This window comes from Hypericibacter adhaerens, assembly GCF_008728835.1.
Classification (GTDB): domain Bacteria; phylum Pseudomonadota; class Alphaproteobacteria; order Dongiales; family Dongiaceae; genus Hypericibacter; species Hypericibacter adhaerens.
This window is the reverse complement of record NZ_CP042582.1, coordinates 5090340-5107351: the sequence shown is the minus strand read 5'-3', so window position 1 is coordinate 5107351 and position 17012 is coordinate 5090340. Positions and strand designations below refer to the sequence as shown.

The 17012-nt window shown below is 67.2% G+C and carries 14 protein-coding genes; 11 read left to right on the top strand and 3 right to left on the bottom strand.

The features are described from left to right. Positions 1-8: 8 nt before the first annotated feature. The 5 genes from FRZ61_RS22865 to FRZ61_RS22845 all read left to right on the top strand — a co-directional run bounded on the left by FRZ61_RS22865 (position 9) and on the right by FRZ61_RS22845 (position 6771). Positions 9-1583, top strand: coding sequence for a sugar ABC transporter ATP-binding protein (locus tag FRZ61_RS22865; RefSeq protein ID WP_151119911.1), 1575 nt, complete (start codon positions 9-11; stop codon positions 1581-1583). After that, positions 1580-3640, top strand: coding sequence for an ABC transporter permease (locus tag FRZ61_RS22860; protein ID WP_151119910.1), 2061 nt, complete (start codon positions 1580-1582; stop codon positions 3638-3640). The genes FRZ61_RS22865 and FRZ61_RS22860 overlap by 4 nt, the downstream gene beginning before the upstream one ends. A 66-nt stretch (positions 3641-3706) precedes the next feature. Then, on the top strand, positions 3707-5371 hold the full coding sequence (locus FRZ61_RS22855; protein WP_151119909.1) for a GMC family oxidoreductase: 1665 nt from the start codon (positions 3707-3709) through the stop codon (positions 5369-5371). Further along, entirely contained in the window at positions 5361-5912 is a 552-nt protein-coding gene (locus FRZ61_RS22850) for a hypothetical protein (protein WP_151119908.1), read from the top strand. The genes FRZ61_RS22855 and FRZ61_RS22850 overlap by 11 nt, the downstream gene beginning before the upstream one ends. Next, positions 5884-6771 carry an N-acyl homoserine lactonase family protein gene (locus tag FRZ61_RS22845; RefSeq protein WP_151119907.1) on the top strand — a complete coding sequence of 296 codons (888 nt, stop codon included), beginning with the start codon at positions 5884-5886 and terminating at the stop codon, positions 6769-6771. The genes FRZ61_RS22850 and FRZ61_RS22845 overlap by 29 nt, the downstream gene beginning before the upstream one ends. A gap of 66 nt (positions 6772-6837) precedes the next feature. Here the strand turns inward: FRZ61_RS22845 and FRZ61_RS22840 are convergent, their stop codons facing one another. Continuing rightward, positions 6838-7338, bottom strand: coding sequence for a MaoC family dehydratase (locus FRZ61_RS22840; RefSeq protein WP_151119906.1), 501 nt, complete (start codon positions 7336-7338; stop codon positions 6838-6840). A 146-nt stretch (positions 7339-7484) separates the two neighbouring features. Between FRZ61_RS22840 and FRZ61_RS22835 the strand changes: the two genes are divergently transcribed. Then, positions 7485-8651, top strand: a complete 1167-nt coding sequence (locus tag FRZ61_RS22835) for an enolase C-terminal domain-like protein (protein WP_151119905.1) — start codon at positions 7485-7487, stop codon at positions 8649-8651. Positions 8652-8672: 21 nt separating this feature from the next. On the opposite strand, the gene FRZ61_RS22830 is transcribed toward FRZ61_RS22835, so the two are convergent. Beyond that, positions 8673-9176, bottom strand: a complete 504-nt coding sequence (locus tag FRZ61_RS22830; protein WP_151119904.1) for a flavin reductase family protein — start codon at positions 9174-9176, stop codon at positions 8673-8675. A gap of 259 nt (positions 9177-9435) precedes the next feature. On the opposite strand from FRZ61_RS22830, the gene FRZ61_RS22825 reads away from it, so the two are divergent. From FRZ61_RS22825 to FRZ61_RS22815, 3 genes are all read left to right on the top strand, one after another. Beyond that, positions 9436-9903: an Hsp20 family protein gene (locus FRZ61_RS22825; RefSeq protein WP_151119903.1), complete on the top strand. Its 468-nt coding sequence runs from the start codon at positions 9436-9438 to the stop codon at positions 9901-9903. A 107-nt stretch (positions 9904-10010) separates the two neighbouring features. Beyond that, positions 10011-10523, top strand: coding sequence for an Hsp20/alpha crystallin family protein (locus tag FRZ61_RS22820; protein ID WP_151119902.1), 513 nt, complete (start codon positions 10011-10013; stop codon positions 10521-10523). Positions 10524-10593: 70 nt separating this feature from the next. Continuing rightward, positions 10594-11004, top strand: a complete 411-nt coding sequence (locus FRZ61_RS22815) for an NADH dehydrogenase ubiquinone Fe-S protein 4 (protein WP_225308959.1) — start codon at positions 10594-10596, stop codon at positions 11002-11004. A gap of 23 nt (positions 11005-11027) precedes the next feature. On the opposite strand, the gene FRZ61_RS22810 is transcribed toward FRZ61_RS22815, so the two are convergent. Beyond that, entirely contained in the window at positions 11028-12275 is a 1248-nt protein-coding gene (locus tag FRZ61_RS22810; RefSeq protein WP_151119901.1) for an ArgE/DapE family deacylase, read from the bottom strand. A gap of 271 nt (positions 12276-12546) precedes the next feature. Between FRZ61_RS22810 and FRZ61_RS22805 the strand changes: the two genes are divergently transcribed. Together FRZ61_RS22805 and FRZ61_RS22800 are read left to right on the top strand one after the other, a co-directional pair. Beyond that, positions 12547-13785, top strand: a complete 1239-nt coding sequence (locus FRZ61_RS22805) for an efflux RND transporter periplasmic adaptor subunit (protein ID WP_151119900.1) — start codon at positions 12547-12549, stop codon at positions 13783-13785. Positions 13786-13800: 15 nt separating this feature from the next. Continuing rightward, the gene (locus FRZ61_RS22800; protein WP_151119899.1) at positions 13801-16992 is read left to right on the top strand and encodes an efflux RND transporter permease subunit; all 3192 of its coding nucleotides are present in this window, start codon (positions 13801-13803) and stop codon (positions 16990-16992) included. Positions 16993-17012: the final 20 nt, after the last annotated feature.

Genomic DNA, 17012 nt, shown 5'->3' with positions numbered 1-17012 from the left:
GAACGGCCATGCACAGCATCGAGCCTGTCGCAGCCATCAAGATCGACGCCGTGCGCAAGGCTTTCGGCGCGACGGTGGCGCTCGACAACGTCAATGTCGTCATCGAGCCCGGCACCGTCCATGCCCTCTTGGGCGAGAACGGCGCCGGCAAATCGACGCTCGTCAAGATGATGAGCGGCCTCATCCGGCCGGACGCCGGAAGGATCCTGGTCGACGGCCAGGAAGTGAACCTGAGCGCGCCCAGCCGCGCGCACCAGCATGGCATCCAGACCGCCTTCCAGGAACTGACCCTGGTGCCGGACCTGACGGTCGCGCAGAACATGCTGCTGCCCTACCAGCCGACCGGCTTCGCGGGCCTGATCCGCGAGCGCCACGGCGCCGGCCTCGTGGCCGAGCATATGGCGCGGGTCGGGCTGGGCGACATCGACATCCTGCGCGAAGTGCGCCAGTTCGACCTGGCGACGCGCCAGAAGATCGAGATCGCGCGCGCCATCATGCGCAAGCCCCGCGTGCTGCTGCTCGACGAGCCGACCTCGAGCCTGTCCGGCCCCGACATCGATTGGCTGGGCAAGCTGATCGCCGATCTCCAGGCCGTCGGTACCACGATGGTCTTCATCTCGCACCGGCTGCCGGAGGTGCGGCGCTTCTGCAACCGCCTGACCGTGCTGCGCAACGGCCGCGACATCGGCACCTTCGCGCCGGCCGAGCTCAAGGACGAGCAGGTGGTCGAGATGATCGTCGGCCGCTCGCTCTCGACCGCCTTCCCGGCCAAGCCGCCGCTGAAGCCGCGGGCCAAGCCCGTTCTCGCCGCCCGCAATCTCGCGACCGACGGCGGGCTCGCCGACGCCACGCTCGATCTCTATCCGGGCGAGATCGTCGGCGTCGCGGGCCTCCAGGGCATGGGACAGCAGGAGCTGTTCCGCGCGCTGTTCGGGGCCGCGGCCCTGAACCGGGGACATATCGAGGTGGAGGGCCATCGCGTGGCCCTGACCTCGCCGCGCGATGCGATCGACCCGCGCGTCGGCATCAGCCTGGTTCCCGAGGAGCGCAAGACCGAGGGCCTGTTCCTGCGGCTCGACGGGCGGCGCAACGTCTCGATCCCCGTGATCCAGCGCTTCGCGCATCTGGGCATGATCAAGGACCGGGCGGAAACGGTCGCGGCCGCCACCATGCTCGACCGGGTGCAGGTGGCGCCGCGCGCGCTCTACAGCCGGCTCAGCCGCTTCAGCGGCGGCAATCAGCAGAAGGTGGCGATCGCCAAATGGCTGATGACCTCGAGCCGCACCCTGCTGATGCTCGATCCGACGCGCGGCGTCGACGTTGGCACCAAGCATGAGATCTACCTGATCATGCGCGACTTCGCGATCGCGGGCGGGGCGATCCTGTTCTTCTCCACCGAGGTGGAGGAGCTGGTCAATCTCAGCCACCGCGTGCTCGTCATGTACAAGGGCCGGATCGTGACGCATCTCGACGGCGCCAAGGGCCAGATCAGCGAGAGCTCCATCATGCATGCCGCCCTCGGTCATGCCGAGGTGCAAGAGACGCCCAGCGTGGCGGTCGGCGGGGCCGGGGGGCGGCCATGAGCGCCCTCTCCTCGACGGCGCCGACGCTGCGGAGCCGGCCGCTCGGCGCGCGGCTGGCGCGCCACCGTCCCGCGATGATCCCGGTGGCGGTGTTCGTCTTCTTCTTCCTGCTGCAGCTCGCGATCTCGCCCACCAGCTTCGGCTATTTCGACTTCAACTACATGTCGACCGGCGGCGCCCCGCTCGCTCTGACCGCGATGGGGGAGACCGTCATCGTGCTCAGCGGCGGTTTCGATCTCAGCGCGGGTGCGGTGGTCTCGCTGGTCAACGTGATCCTCGCCAACACCATGCAGGATTCGCTGGGCTCCCAGATCGGCATGGGGCTCGCGGCCCTCGCGATCGGCGGGCTGGTCGGCGCCTTCAACGGTTTCTTCGTCGCCTTCCTGCGCCTGCAGTCGATCGTCGTGACGCTCGCCACCATGTTCATCGTCCAGGGCTGCACGCTCGTGATCATGGACAAGCCGGGCGGCCAGATTCCGCCGGGCTTCTCCACCTTCCTCGCCGGCGATGCCATCCCGGAGCTCCTGCCCTGCGCCGTCGCGGTCCTGATCGTGGCGCTCGTCATCTGGGGCCTGATCAAGCGCACCCGGCTGGGCACGGCCATCTATGCGGTCGGCAGCGAGGAGAGCGCGGCCGGCTATTCCGGCATCAACGTCCAGTGGACGAAGTTCCTGACCTTCGTCCTGGGCGGCTGCTTCTATGGCGCCGCCGGCGCCTTCATCTCCGCCCAGACCGGATCGGCCGATCCGCTGGTCGGCAATGCCATGCTGCTGCCGGTCTTCGCCGCGGTGGTGCTGGGCGGCACGACGCTGGGCGGCGGACGGGGCGGCTGCTTCGGCTCGGTCATCGCCGCCTATGTGCTGATGATCGTGATCAATGTGCTGCTGGTGCTCAACGTCTCCTCCTACTACAGCAGCCTGGCCGAGGGCGTGATCCTGGTGATCGCGGCGCTGGCACAGACGATCGGCCCCAAATCCCGCCTCGGCCTGTCGCTCGCCTATCTGGGCGCGCGATGGAGCGCCTGGCGCACGGGCACGCTGCCCTCCCACCTGCCCACGGGGCGCTCCTTCGTGCCGTTCGCGACGGCGAAGCGCGCCGGGGCGGCACCCGCCTCCTGGCTGACGCGGCATGAAGACACGCTGCGCTTCACGGTGCCTTCCTACATCGCCTTCATCCTGGTCGTCATCGTCACGGCGGTGGTGCTGGGACCCGGCACGCTCGACGCTCACTATTTCAACTCGCTGGTGGTGCTCTGCGGCTTCCTCGCCATCCTGGCCTTGGGCCAGGGATCGGTGATCATCACCGGCGGCCTCGATCTTTCGGTTCCCTGGACCATCAGCCTCTGCGCGATCATCCTCACCACGCTGGCGCCGGGCGACGACATCGCCTCGCTCTGGGCCATTCCGCTGGCATTGGCCGTGGGCGCGCTGATCGGGCTCTGCAACGGCGTCGGCGTGACCTTCTTCGGCCTGCCGCCGATCGTCTGCACGCTGGCCTCGAACGCGATCCTGCAGGGCATCACGCTGGTCTATTGCAACGGCACGCCCTCCGGCTTCTCGCCGCCGGCGGTGCGCTGGTTCATGACCAAGACCTTCCTGGGCGTAACCCCGGTCGTCTGGTTCCTCGGCCTCTTCGTGCTGCTCGCCACGCTGCTGCTCGAGCGCACGATCCTGGGCCGGCGCTTCTATGCGGTAGGCAACGGCTCCCGGGCCGCCTACCTTTCCGGCATCAACGTCCCGGTGACGACGACGGCGGCCTATATGCTGAGCGGATTCTGCTCGGCGCTGGTCGGTGTCCTCCTCTCCGGCTTCAACGGGCAGGCCACGCTCGGCATGGGCGACGAATATCTGTTGCCTTCGATCGCCGTCGTCGTTGTCGGCGGGACGTTGATCACCGGCGGGCGCGGTCATTATCTGGGCATGGTCGGCGGCGTGCTGCTGCTGGTCGCGCTGCAGACGCTTCTGGCCGGTTCCACGCTTCCCTATGCGGCGCGCAGCATCATCTTCGGCATGGTGATCCTGGGCGCCATCGTCTCCCTGCGCGAACGGTCGACCTGACCAACCGCCCCGCGCAGACCTCGCATCGCATGATTGCCCTCAAGTCAGGGAAGAGAGACTGGCTCGATGACCACCGCCACTGAGACCGAAACCTTCGACTATGTGATCGTGGGGGGCGGCTCCGCCGCTTCCGTGCTGACGGAGCGGTTGACGGCCGGCAGCACCGCCACGGTCTGCGTGCTGGAAGCGGGACCGCTCGACCGCAGCATCTATTTCCAGATCCCCGCCGGCTTCTTCAAGACCTTCCGCAACCCGAAATTCACCTGGGGCCTCAAGAGCGAGCCCTCCCCGGGAACGAACGGGCGGCAGATCGACCTGGTGCAGGGCAAGGTCTTCGGCGGCTCGGGCTCGATCAACGGCCTGGTCTATAACCGCGGGCAGGCCGACGATTTCAACCACTGGGCCCAGCTCGGCAACAAGGGCTGGAGCTACGACGACATCCTGCCCTATTTCAAGCGCACGGAACGGCGGGTCGGCGACGGCGACAATGCCTATCGCGGCCGCGAGGGCGGGATCGTCGTCAGCGATCTCGCCTGGCACAACCCGCTCTGCGAGGCCTTCCTCGACGGCGCGGCGGAGCTGGGGCTGAAGCGCAATCCCGACTATAACGGCGCCTACCAGGAAGGCGTCGGCTATCTCCAGCGCTTCATCAACAAGGGCCGGCGCTCGGCCGCCGGACAGGTCTTCCTGCGTCCGGCCATGCAGCGGCCGAACGTCGAGGTGCGCTGCGGGGCGCATGTGACGAAGCTGCTCTTCGCCGGCAAGCGGGCGGTCGGCGTGCGCTACCAGAACGACCGCAACGCGCCGCCGCGCGAGATGCGGGCGAGACGCGAGGTGATCCTCTCCGCCGGCGCCACCAGCTCGCCCAAGCTGCTGCAGATCTCCGGGGTCGGCCCGGCCTCGCTGCTCTCGGAGCTCGGCATCCCGGTCGTCCACGAGCTGCCCGGCGTGGGCGAGAACTTCCAGGACCATTACGCCGCCCGCGTGGTGGCGCGGGTCCAGGGCGTCAACACGATCAACCAATATGCGCGGCCCCCGCGGCTGTGGTGGGAGGTCGCGAAATGGGCGGCGGGCCAGTCGAGCGTGCTCGATCTGCAGCCCTCGCTCATGTACGGGTTCTGGAAATCGACGCCCGGCCTCGAGAACCCCGACATCCAGTTCATCAGCTCGCCCGGCAGCTACAAGCCCGGCAAGGTCTATGTGCTCGACGATTTCCCCGCCATGACCTGCGGCTTCTTCCAGCAGCGGCCGCTCAGCACGGGCTATATCCGGGCCGCTTCGTCCGACCCCTTCCAGCTGCCGCGCGCCCAGCCGAACTATCTGGCCGAGCGGGAGGACCAGCGGGTCCTGATCGCGGGCTTCCGGATGGCGCGGCGCCTGCTCGCCTCGAAGGCGCTCTCGCGCTATTTCGTCGCCGAGCAGCTTCCCGGCAAGGATGTCGTCTCCGACGACGAGCTGCTCGATTTCGGCCGGAGAACCGGCACGACCATCTTCCACATGGTCGGCACCTGCAAGATGGGACCGGGCACCGACCGCATGGCCGTGGTCGATCCGGAGCTGCGCGTCCACGGCGTCGAAGGCTTGCGCGTCGTCGACGCGTCGGTGATGCCGACGGTCGTGTCGGCCAATACCTACGCCGCCACCCTGATGATCGCGGAGCGGGCCTCTGATCTCATCAAGGGCGTGCCCGCGGCGGCGGCCCCGCAGAGGAGGACGAACCATGCGGCATGAGGAGGACTGCCTGATCCACGGCAATCCCGTCAAAGCCGTCATCGACGGGCCCTTCACCGAAGGGCGGCTGGCGATCGCGCCGCATTACTCGGTGCTGCGGCGCGCGATCGGCCAGCTCGGCGGGCTGCTGCTGCTCTATCGCACGGTGCGCAAGACCCGGGTCGAGGAGATCGCGGCCTCGCTCGAGGGCGTGAGCGCCGAGTGGCGCGAGGCGCATGACGGCCTGCGCGCCATCGCGCCCGCGCCGCGGATGCGGCGGATCCATGGCGAGGTGCTCGCCGCGGCCGAGCTGATCGCCACGGCCACGGAGATCCTGCGCGGGAGCCTCAGGGCGACCGGCGGCGGCGTCGAGGCGGCGGATGCGGCGCTGGCGCCGCTGCAGCGCGCCCAGCGCATCCTGCTCGCCGTATCCGACGACCGGCTGGGGATGGGGATGGTCTCGTACGACACGGCCTGCTGCTGCTCGGCACCGGCCGAAGACACACCAACGATTTCTGGAGGAGGACGGAACGATGGCGGACTATTCGATCTGGGTGCTTGAGTACGCACAGGCCCCGAAATACAACGTCAGCGGCATCATCTACGGTGCGCATAACCAGGGCACTGTCCGGCTTCCCTACGGCTATGTGGTGATCAAGGGCCACGGCCGCGTGGTCATGATCGATGTCGGCTACAATTACGACGATCATGGTTGCGAGCTGGCCGACCGCTTCGCCGTGAAGGATTTCCACGGGCCGAAGCAGGTGCTGAAGCAGATCGGCCTCAAGCCCGAGGATGTCGACACCATCATCGTGACCCACGCCCATTTCGACCATATGGGCAATATGGGCGACTTCCCGAACGCGCATGTCTATCTGCAGGAGCGCGAGCTCTCCAAGAGCATCTGGGCCATGTCGCTGCCGACCCGCATGGGCTATGCCTCGGTCGCGATCGATCCCGCCGACATCCTCAAATGCGTCGAGCTTTCCAAGCAGGGCAAGCTGACGCTGGTCGACGGCGACATGGAGAACGTGCTGCCGGGCATCGACCTGCATGTGGCCTACGATTCGCACACCTACGGCTCGATGTGGGTGGTGGTGCGCAACGACGGGGCCGCCGAATCGAAGGACCCCTGGGTGCTGACCGGCGATCTCATCTATGTCTATGAGAACATCGAGGGCGATGGCGGCGTGATCGGCGCCAAGACGATGTATACGCCCGTCGGTGTCGCGGTCGGCAGCCAGCTCAACCTGCTGATGGCGACCGAGGAGATCATGAAGGCGGCGAACTACGAGAAGCGCCGCGTCGTGCCGGTGCATGAGCGCCGGCTGGGGGACAATTTCCCGTCCCGCCAGATCGAGCCGGGCCTGGCTGTCGTCGAGGTCTGCCTCGGCGCCGGCGAAACCTCGCATGTGAACTGAGGGAAAGGCCGCGGGCGCCCGTCTTCGGTGCCCGCGGCCCTTGCTTTGCCGACCGAGCCCGCCCGGTCAGCCGCCCTTCGAGCGCGAGGCTCGGTCCGTCCGCGACGGAACCAGGCAGGAGCGCTCGAACACCATGAAGACCGATCCGTCCTGCTTGTAGCCCTCCGTCCGGACGGTGACGATGCCCTGGCCGGGTCGCTTCTTGCTTTCGCGGACCTCCAGCACGGTCGAGCGCGCATAGATCGTGTCGCCGGGAAAGACGGGCCCGGTCAGCTTGATCTCCTTCCAGCCGAGATTGGCGACGGCATTGATGCTGACATCGTCGACCGACATGCCGAGCACGATCGCGAGCGTCAGGCCGCTATTGACCAGGCATTTGCCGAACTCGGACTGGGCGCCGAAATTGGCGTCGCAATGGATCGGATGACGGTTCATCGTCATCAGGCTGAAATTGACGTTGTCCGCCTCGGTGACGGTGCGGCCCGGCCAGTGGTTGTAGAGATCGCCCACGGTGAAGTCGCCGAAGAATCGGCCGGGACGGGCCTTTTTGTCGAGCAGCTGGCTCATATCTGTTCCTTCATGCGTTCGAGAATTCGGCGCGGGCCGCCGCGCCGCCGGAACGATGGCGAGAGGCCCGGCGGGGAACAAGCGGATTTATGAGATCGATTGTCGGCCAATCCGGAACAATCGGTTGACGGGAGCAGGAACGGCAGATGCGCATCGTCGAGATTCGTGAAATCGCGGTACCGCTCCAGGCGGACATCCGCAACGCGGTCGTCAATTTCGCCGAGCACACCGTTTCGCTGGTGGCGGTGGTCTCCGACGTGGTCCGCAAGGGCCGGCCGCTGGCCGGCATCGGCTTCGATTCGATCGGACGTTTCGCCCAGAGCGGCCTGCTGCGGGAACGGCTGTTTCCCCGGCTGCTCGCGGCGCGATCCGAGGAGCTGCTCGATGCGGCCGGCGCCGGCTTCGACCCGGAGCGGGCCGTGCGCGTCATGATGCGCAACGAGAAGCCCGGCGGCCATGGCGACCGGGCCCATGCGGTGGCCGCCGTGGAGCTGGCGCTCTGGGATCTCAACGCCAAGCTCGCCGGCGTGCCCGCCTGGGAGCTCATCGCGCGGAAGTTCGGCGTCAGCGCGCCCAAGCGCGTGCCGGTCTATGCGGCCGGCGGCTACTATTATCCCGAGGACAATCTGCGCCGCCTGGCGGACGAGATGCGCCGCTATGCCGATCTCGGCTACCGCGCCTTCAAGATGAAGATCGGCGGCGAGCACCTGTCCCAGGACATGGCGCGCATCGAGGCGGCGGTGAAGGTGGTCGGCAATCCCGCCAGGCTCGCCGTCGATGCCAATGGCCGCTTCGATCTCGCGACCGCCCTCGACTATGCCAAGGCGATGTCGGGCTTCGGCCTGCGTTGGTTCGAGGAGGCGGGCGATCCGCTCGACTACCACCTGATGCATGAGCTGGCCGGGCAGTACAAGCACCCGCTCGCCACGGGCGAGAACCTCTTCTCCGGCCGCGACGTCGCCAACCTCATCCGCTATGGCGGCATGCGCCCGGGGCACGATATCTTCCAGATGGACCCGGCGCTGGGCTACGGGCTCGGCGAGTTCGGCCGGATGGTGGCGGCGATGGAAGCCAACGGCTTCTCGCGGCGCCAGCTCTATCCCCATAGCGGCCATATGATCGCGCTGCATATCGCGATCGGGCTGGGCCTCGGCGGCACCGAAGCCTATCCGGGCGTCTTCGCGCCCATCGGCGGCTATACGCCGGGCTGCGCGATCGACGAGACCGGCATCGCGCCGGAGGATGTCCCGGGCTACGGCCTCGAACGCAAGCCGGACCTGGCACCCTACCTGGCGAAGCTGCTGGGCGAATAGCGCTCGGGGAAGGCGACGGCGTCAGCCGCCGTAGAACACCTTCGGGCCCAGATCCTTCATCTCCAGCACCGCCTCGTCTGGCCTTCCGGTCGGCTCGCGGTGGAGATGCGCGTTGGTGACCTCGGCGACGACGACATGGTGGTCGCCCAAGGCCACGATCTCCGCCACCTTGCATTCGAGGGCGGCGGGCGCGTTGTCGAGGATCGGCGCGCCGTTCGATGCTGGATGGAAGGGCTCGCCCGAGAGTTTGCCGTTCTCGAGCTGCGCCGGCTTGAAGAAGGCGAAGGCCGGGCCCTGCTGGCCCTTGCCGAGCACGTTCAAGACGAACTGCTTCGAGGCCTTGACCGCGGCATAGGTGCCGGAATCCGCCTTCACGCCCACGGCGATGAGCGGCGGGGCGAAGGCCGTCTGCGTCACCCAGTTGACGGTGGCAGCCGCCACGCCGCCGTCGGCGGTCTTGGCGGTCATCACATAGATGCCATAGGGGATCATCCGCAGCGCGGTCTTCTTGGCCTGCTCGTCCATGGTCGGTCCTCCAGCAATGATCTGTCGCCTGTCTATCACGCGCCGACCGGCAGGGGCAAACCGCGAACTGTCGTACGACGATCATGGCCGGTGGCAGCCCGCCCTCGGCGGCCATGGTGGCGAGCCCCCCTCTTGACGGACGAAAGCGCGCACCTAGATCGGTTGACGCCGAAGCCCGTTTCCCGGGTTCGGCAGTCCGGAGGGGCGCTCCTCTTTGGGCGCCCTCTTATATCCATGTTGCTCATCGGAGGATGTGGCTATGAGAACGACATTCGACTACGCACCCCTGTTCCGGTCCAGCGTGGGTTTCGACCGGGTGTTCGATCTGCTCGAGAACGCTGCCCGCGGCCAGGCGGCCGACAACTGGCCTCCCTATGACATCGAGAAAACCGGCGAGGACAGCTACCGCATCACCCTGGCGGTGGCGGGCTTCGCGCTGGAGGAGCTCGCCGTCACGCAGGAACCCAACCTGCTGGTGGTGAGCGGCCGCAAGCAGGGTGAGGATCGCAGCCAGTATCTCTATCGCGGCATCGCCGCCCGCGGCTTCGAGCGCCGTTTCGAGCTGGCGGACCATGTCAAGGTGCAGGCAGCCAGCTTCGATAAGGGTCTCTTGACGATCGAGCTGTTGCGCGAACTGCCGGAGGCGATGAAGCCGCGCCGGATCGCGATCCAGACGGGGGATGCGTCGCCCGCGCGCGGACCGCAGCGCATCGAGCAAGCCGCCTAGGGCCCGAAGCTTCTTCGCATCGACCGACGGCGCCGGCCCCGGCTTGCGCCGAAGGGAGAGCCATGCCTGAAGCCCAGACCGACAAGGACAAGGAAAGGAGAAGAACGATGAACATGCGCAACCTCATTCCCTGGAATCGCAATGGCAGCCGCGCCCCGGTCCTGTTCCGGGACGAGCCGACGAGCCCCTTCCTGTCGCTCCATCGCGAGGTGAACCGGCTGTTCGACGAGACTTTCCGCAGCTTCGATGTCCCGTCTCTCTTCGGGCCGTCGTTGTTCGGACGTCTGCCGGCCTGGCCGAACCTCGAACTCGCCGAGACCGACAAGGAGCTCCGCGTCACGGCCGAGCTGCCGGGCCTGGATGAGAAGGACGTGGAGCTGCTGCTCGCCGACGGCGTGCTCACCATCCGCGGTGAGAAAAGGGCCGAGCTCGACGACCGGGAGCGCCAGTTCAGCGAGCGCTTCTATGGCCGCTTCGAGCGCCAGATCCCGCTGGGCATCGAGATCGAGGCGGACAAGGTGGAAGCCTCGTTCAAGAATGGCCTGCTCACCGTCACGCTCCCGAAGAGCATGGCGGCGGAGACCAGGGCCAAGCGCATCGCGATCAACGGGCGCAAGTGATCGTCCGGCGCGGCCAGGGCGGTGCCGGCAGGCCCGCCCTGGCGGCCCTTCTTTATCTAAGAGGGCGGCCATGCAGCCTCTTCGCAAGACGGATGTTCAGATGGCCATCGGGCGGCAGGCCCGATGGCCGTTCGGGATCGGCAGCCCGGCCCGGGCGGCCAATCGGAACGAGCAGCCTGTAAAGGGTCTCCGCGCCCCGGTCTTTCCGGCCGATGCACGGGCGCGCATCGAACGTCCCTCACGCTCCGTGCTGACGGCGGGCCGCGCGCAAACGAAACATTGGCGTCTTCGTTTCGACCGGCGCCGGTCGCCCTTCATCGAGCCGCTGATGGGCTGGACCGGCAGCGACGACCCGCTGACCCAGATCGAGCTCCGCTTCCCGACCCTGGAAGCCGCCATCGCCTATGCCGAGCGCCAGGGACTTGCTTACGTCGTAGACGGCTGGTGGAGGTCGGCGACCACCGGATCGACAGCAGGATAAAAAGCCGCGGGTCTGTATCACGTTCACTGCGTCATCAGATAATCGTAGGCCGAGAGCGCATGGACCTTCACGATGTGGAGGAAGTCCTCGACATCGACATGCTCGTCGGCCGAGCCCATGCCGGTGGGGAAGGGGCCGTAGACATAGGCGGGGATGTCGCGATAACGCCAGAGCCGCGCGTCGGTTCCGCCCAGGCTGACGATGGGCTGGGGCCTGTAGCCGCGCTCCGCCTCGACGTTCTTCTGCAGGATTCCGACCATCGCGCCGTCGGGCGGGCAGTAGGAGGGCGGGTTGAAGTTGAGCTCCTCCATCGAAGCCTGCGGATAGCGCGACAGCACCTTCCTCACCTCCGCCATCACCTGCTCGTGCGTGACGCCGAGCGGCAGGCGGATATCGGCCTCGAAGCGGCAGGCGAAGGGCACCATGTTCACCTTCAAGCCGCCCTCGATGACGCCGATATTGAGCGTCACCTTGGAGACGATATCGGCCGCTCCCGGCCCCATGGCCTTGTCGGTCGAGGCGCGGGCAGCCTCGAGCGAACGCAGGATGTTGTCGGAGAGCTGCGGCTTGATCTCCGTCACGATCTCGAGATCGGCGATCAGGCGCTGCGCCAGCTTGGTGGCGCTTTCGCTGGCATGGGTATAGGCGCCATGCGCGCCCTTGGTCCGGATCTTGAACTCGAGCCAGAGCGGCCCCTTCTCGCCGAAGCGGATTGTGTAGGGGCTGCCCGGCTCGCCGTTGAGGCAGCAATCGCCATGGACCTCGGGATGGTGCTCCATCAGGTAGCGCGCGCCCCAGGGCCCGAAGGTCTCCTCGTCGGAGACCGCCGTCAGCGTCAGCTTCCCCTTGAGGCGCTCGCGCAGGCGATGCAGGAAGGCATAGGTGAAGACCGAGGCGCTGGTGCCGCATTTCATGTCGCAGGCGCCGCGCCCATAGATCTTCCCGTCGACGAGCTCGCCGCCCCAGGGGTTCTTCGTCCAATCCTTGCCGTCGCCGACCGGGAAAACGTCGATATGGCCGTTCAGCACGAGATGCCTGCCGGGCTTCGCGCCCACGAAGCTCGCCACGACATTCGGCATCTGCGGCTGCGGCGCGATGAACCGGTGGTCGAGTCCTTCGCGCGTCAGGAAATCGCCGATGAAGCGCGCGGCCTCGGTGGTGTCGCCCGGCGGGTTGGGACTCTTGCAGCGGATGAAGCCGCGGAAGAACTCGACGATGCGCGCGCGTTCCTCATCGATCCAGTCGGCGATCTGCTGGCGGTCTTCGCTCATCTGCGCTCCAGGCTTGTGATGTAGGTCAGGCTCGCCACCCTACAGGCTGCAAGGCTTATAGCATCGGGACTCTTCTCGTAGAACCGGTCCTGACCCTGCCGGCGTGAAGGTTTCTCCCGGGGAACCGACTTCCCGACGCCTTTATCAAATCTTTTGGCGGTCGGTCCCTTGACGAGTTTCCCGCCGGCTCTCACCTAACCCCGAACATAGATGTTATTTGACATCTTATGGCCGTGTTCGAACAAGGGCAGTGGGCGGAGCGGGCAGTCACATGAACGAAATCAGCAAGTGGCCGAAGACCGGGAGCCAACGTCAGCCGGCCAAGCGCCGGCGTTCGGCCTGGACCTGGATCGCGGCCGTGGCTCTCATCGCGGCCGCCGTTGCCGCCTGGTTCGGGTTCTCGGAACGTGAGGGCGTTCCCGTCGCCGTGGCCGCCATCGCGCCGGCACCGGTGACCGTGAGCAAGCCGCTCCGGCTCGATGTCGACACCCAGATCGGCTTTCTTGGCCAGTTCTCGGCCGTCGACCGGGTCGAGCTCAGGGCGCAGGTCGGCGGGACGCTGACCGAGATCCATTTCGAGGACGGGCAGATCGTCCATCAGGGCGACCTCCTGTTCGTGATCGATTCGCAGCCCTACGAGATCAGGCTCGCGCAGGCGACGGCGCAGCTCCAGGCGGCGACCTCCCGCCTGGCGCTCGCCAAGAACCAGCTCCAGCGCGCCCAGACGCTGAAGCGCAGCGAGTTCGGCTCCGCCGAATCCGTCGACCAGCGCACCTTCGAGCAGGGCGACGCGCAAGCCGCGATCGACGAGGCCAAGGCCGCAATCCGGGACGCCCAGTTCGACATCGAGCATTGCCGCATCTATGCGCCCTTCACCGGCCGCATCGGCGCGCACCTGCAATCGGTCGGCAGCCTGATCGCCGGCAGCCGCTATGCGAGCAGCCCGACCACGCTGCTGGCGACCCTCGTCTCGCTCGATCCGATCCATCTCGACTTCGACATGAGCGAAGCCGACTACCTGACCTTCTCGCGCCAACGGGCGAGCCAGTCGGGTCCGCTGGCCGATCAGGTCGATATCAGCCTCAGCGACGAGAACAAGTTCACGCGGCAGGGGACGCTCGAGTTCGTCGATAACAGCCTCGATCGGTCGAGCGGCACGATCCATGCCCGCGCCATCGTCTCCAATCCGGACTTCTTCCTGACGCCGGGGCAGTTCGCGCGGCTCCGCCTCGCGGTGGCGCCCCCGGCCCCCGCCCTCATGGTGCCGGATGCGGCCGTCCTGCTCGACCAGACCCAGCATATCGTGATGACGGTGTCCCCGGACGGAACCGTGGTGCCCAAACCCGTCGAGACCGGCGATCTCCGGGGCGGGTTGCGGATCATCCGGTCCGGCCTCGCGGCCGACGATCGCGTGATCATCGACGGCATCGTCCGCGCCATGCCGGGCGGCAAGGTGACGCCGCAGGACGGAACCATCACCTACAATGCCGCTTCCGATGGCCAAGGCTAAGGCGGGAGCCATCCCATGCGCCTGACGCATTTCTTCATCGACCGGCCGATTTTCGCCACGGTACTCAGCGTCTTCGTGACGCTGGTCGGGCTGGGCGCGCTCGTGATCCTGCCAATCGCGCAATATCCGGAGATCGTGCCGCCGACGGTGCAGGTGACGACGGTCTATCCAGGCGCCTCGGCCGAGACCGTCTCGCGGACGGTCGCGACCCCGCTCGAGCAGCAGATCAACGGCGTCGAGAACATGCTCTATATGAGCAGCCAGTCGACCGGCGACGGCAAGCTGACGATCACGGTGACCTTCCGCATCGGCACCGACCTCAATGTCGCGCAGATGCTGACCCAGAACCGCGTGCAGGACGCGCTGCCGCGCCTGCCTGAGGACGTGCAGCGGCAGGGCGTGCAGGTCCGGAAATCCACGCCCAGCATCCTCTTGGCGGTCCATCTCTATTCGCCGGACAATTCGCGCGACACGCTCTATATGTCGAACTATGCGGTGCTGCATGTGAAGGACGCGCTGGCACGCCTGCCGGGCGTCGGCGACGTGCAGCTCATGGGTGCGCGCGAATATGCCATGCGCATCTGGCTCGACCCGGACAAGGTGGCGGCGCGCAACCTCAACGCGTCCGAGGTGCTGGCCGCGCTGCGCGCGCAGAACCTGCAGGTCTCGGCCGGCATCCTCAACCAGCCGCCGGTTCCCTCGCACGAGGCCTACCAGATCAACGTCCAGACGCTAGGCCGGCTTTCCACGCCCGAGCAGTTTGCCGACATCGTCCTCAAGTCCGACGAGCAGGGACGGGTGACCCGTCTGCGCGATGTGGGCCGGGTCGAGATCGGCGCCGCGGATTACGGCTCGACCAGCTTCATGGATCGCGGGCCCGGCCTGCCGCTCCTGATCTTCGCCCAGCCGGGCGCCAACGCGCTCGCGGTCGAGCAGGAAGTCATCGGCACCATGCAGAAGCTGGGCCAGGATTTCCCGCCCGGCGTCGGCTACAAGATCATCTACGACCCCACGATCTTCGTCAGCAAATCGATCGACGAGGTCATCGTCACGATCTTCGTCGCGATCCTGCTGGTGGTCGGCGTCGTGTTCCTCTTCCTGCAGAACTGGCGGGCCTCGATCATCCCGGTCGTCGCCATCCCGGTGTCGCTGGTCGGCACCTTCTCGATCCTCTATGCGCTGGGGATCTCGCTCAACAACCTGTCGCTGTTCGGCATGGTGCTCGCCGTCGGCATCGTGGTCGACGACGCGATCGTCGTGGTCGAGAATGTCGAGCGCAATCTCCGACTTGGCATGTCGCCGCGGGAGGCTGCGCACCGGACGATGGACGAGGTGGGCGGTGCGCTCATCGCGATCGCGCTCACGCTCTGCGCGGTGTTCGTCCCCTCCGCCTTCATTTCCGGCATCTCGGGCGAGTTCTTCCGCCAGTTCGCGGTCACGATCGCGGCCTCGACCGTGATCTCCTGCTTCGTCTCGCTGACGCTGAGCCCCGCCCTCTGCGCGGTGCTCTTCAAGCCGCACGATCCGCACCATGCCGCGCGCGCCGGCCTGGCGCGCCGGCTTCTGCTCGCGGGTTTCGACCGCTTCAACCGCGGCTTCGACTGGCTCTCGAACGGCTATGGCGGCCTGACCCGCCGCCTCATCCGGGGTGCGGCCGTCGTGCTCGTGGTCTATCTGGGCCTGATCGGGCTGGCGGGCGTGCAGTTCTCGCGCGCGCCGACCGGCTTCATCCCGGAGCAGGATCTGGGTTACCTCATCACCGTGGTACAGCTCCCGCCCGGCGCCACGCTCGACCGGACCGAGACGGTGATCAAGAAGGCGATCGACATCATCCTCGACACGCCCGGCATCGAGCATGTGGCGCCCTTCGCGGGCCTCGATGCGACCACCTTCACGGTCGCCTCCAACGCCGGGACGATCTTCTCGGGCTTGCCCACGCTCTATAACCATTCGATCGAGGGCGTCACGGCCAATACCGTGCTGGCCGATCTGCGCCAGCGCCTGTCGGTGATCCAGGACGCCTATGTGCTGACCATTCCGCCGCCGCCGGTGCAGGGCATCGGCAGCACGGGCGGCTTCAAGATGATGCTGCAGGACCAGGCCGGGCTGGGATCGGAGGCGCTGGCCCATGCCGCGCAGGCGCTCGTCGCCGCCGCCAACAAGGACCCGGCGATCGGCGGCGCCTTCACCCTCTTCAGCACCAACTCGCCGACGGTCTATGCCGATATCGACCGCGAGAAGGCCCAGATGGTCGGGCTCACCCCGACCGACGTGTTTTCCACGCTGCAGGTCTATCTGGGCTCGCAATATGTGAACGACTTCAATTATCTGGGCCGGACCTACCAGGTCATCGCCCAGGCCGACGGCGGGTTCCGGCGGGACACGTCGGACATCGCGCGGCTGCGGGCGCGCAACGCCGCGGGCGAGATGGTGCCGATCGGCACGGTGGCCCGCCTCAAGGACGAGACGGCGCCCTATCGCGTGCCGCGCTACGACCTCTTTCCCGCGGCCGAGATCCTCGGTGTCACGGCGCCCGGCGTGGCGACGGGCACGGCGCTCCATCGCATGGAGGAGCTGGCCCATCAGGTTCTGCCGGCGGGCATCGGCTTCGAATGGACCGATCTCGCGTTCCAGCAGCAGCAGCAAGGGACGCCGACGCTGCTGGTCTTCGCCGCGGCCGCGCTCTTCGTGTTCCTCGTGCTCGCCGCCCAGTACGAAAGCTGGAAACTGCCGCTGGCGGTGGTGCTGATCGTGCCGATGTGCCTCCTGGCCTCCGTCACGGGCTTGCTCGGGCGCAACATGCCGATCGACATCCTGGCCCAGATCGGTTTCGTGGTGCTGGTGGGGCTCGCGGCCAAGAACGCGATCCTGATCGTCGAGTTCGCGCGTCAGGCCGAGGAGGAGGGGGCGTCGCCGGCCCAGGCCGCGATCGGCGCCGCGCGCACGCGGCTGCGCCCCATCCTGATGACCTCCCTCTCCTTCATCTTCGGCGTGGCGCCGCTGGTGGTGGCGACGGGGGCCGGCTCGGAGATGCGCCAGTCGCTGGGTACCGCGGTCTTTTTCGGCATGCTGGGCGTGACCCTGTTCGGCCTGCTCTTCACGCCCGTCTTCTATACGGTGGTGCGCCGCATCGGCGGCCGGCGGCGGGTGCCGCGCGAAGCGGCCCCGGCCGGCGAGCCGCCCCTGATGTCCACGGGCAATCCTTGACTCAGCCGGAGGCACGGTTC

Excerpts from the sequence above, each read along its gene's own strand:
- FRZ61_RS22865 (WP_151119911.1), top strand. The coding sequence starts at position 9 with ATGCACAGCATCGAGCCTGTCGCAGCCATCAAGATCGACGCCGTGCGC.
- FRZ61_RS22860 (WP_151119910.1), top strand. The coding sequence starts at position 1,580 with ATGAGCGCCCTCTCCTCGACGGCGCCGACGCTGCGGAGCCGGCCGCTC.
- FRZ61_RS22855 (WP_151119909.1), top strand. The coding sequence starts at position 3,707 with ATGACCACCGCCACTGAGACCGAAACCTTCGACTATGTGATCGTGGGG.
- FRZ61_RS22850 (WP_151119908.1), top strand. The coding sequence starts at position 5,361 with ATGCGGCATGAGGAGGACTGCCTGATCCACGGCAATCCCGTCAAAGCC.
- FRZ61_RS22845 (WP_151119907.1), top strand. The coding sequence starts at position 5,884 with ATGGCGGACTATTCGATCTGGGTGCTTGAGTACGCACAGGCCCCGAAA.
- FRZ61_RS22840 (WP_151119906.1), bottom strand. The coding sequence starts at position 7,338 with ATGAGCCAGCTGCTCGACAAAAAGGCCCGTCCCGGCCGATTCTTCGGC.
- FRZ61_RS22835 (WP_151119905.1), top strand. The coding sequence starts at position 7,485 with ATGCGCATCGTCGAGATTCGTGAAATCGCGGTACCGCTCCAGGCGGAC.
- FRZ61_RS22830 (WP_151119904.1), bottom strand. The coding sequence starts at position 9,176 with ATGGACGAGCAGGCCAAGAAGACCGCGCTGCGGATGATCCCCTATGGC.
- FRZ61_RS22825 (WP_151119903.1), top strand. The coding sequence starts at position 9,436 with ATGAGAACGACATTCGACTACGCACCCCTGTTCCGGTCCAGCGTGGGT.
- FRZ61_RS22820 (WP_151119902.1), top strand. The coding sequence starts at position 10,011 with ATGAACATGCGCAACCTCATTCCCTGGAATCGCAATGGCAGCCGCGCC.
- FRZ61_RS22815 (WP_225308959.1), top strand. The coding sequence starts at position 10,594 with ATGCAGCCTCTTCGCAAGACGGATGTTCAGATGGCCATCGGGCGGCAG.
- FRZ61_RS22810 (WP_151119901.1), bottom strand. The coding sequence starts at position 12,275 with ATGAGCGAAGACCGCCAGCAGATCGCCGACTGGATCGATGAGGAACGC.
- FRZ61_RS22805 (WP_151119900.1), top strand. The coding sequence starts at position 12,547 with ATGAACGAAATCAGCAAGTGGCCGAAGACCGGGAGCCAACGTCAGCCG.
- FRZ61_RS22800 (WP_151119899.1), top strand. The coding sequence starts at position 13,801 with ATGCGCCTGACGCATTTCTTCATCGACCGGCCGATTTTCGCCACGGTA.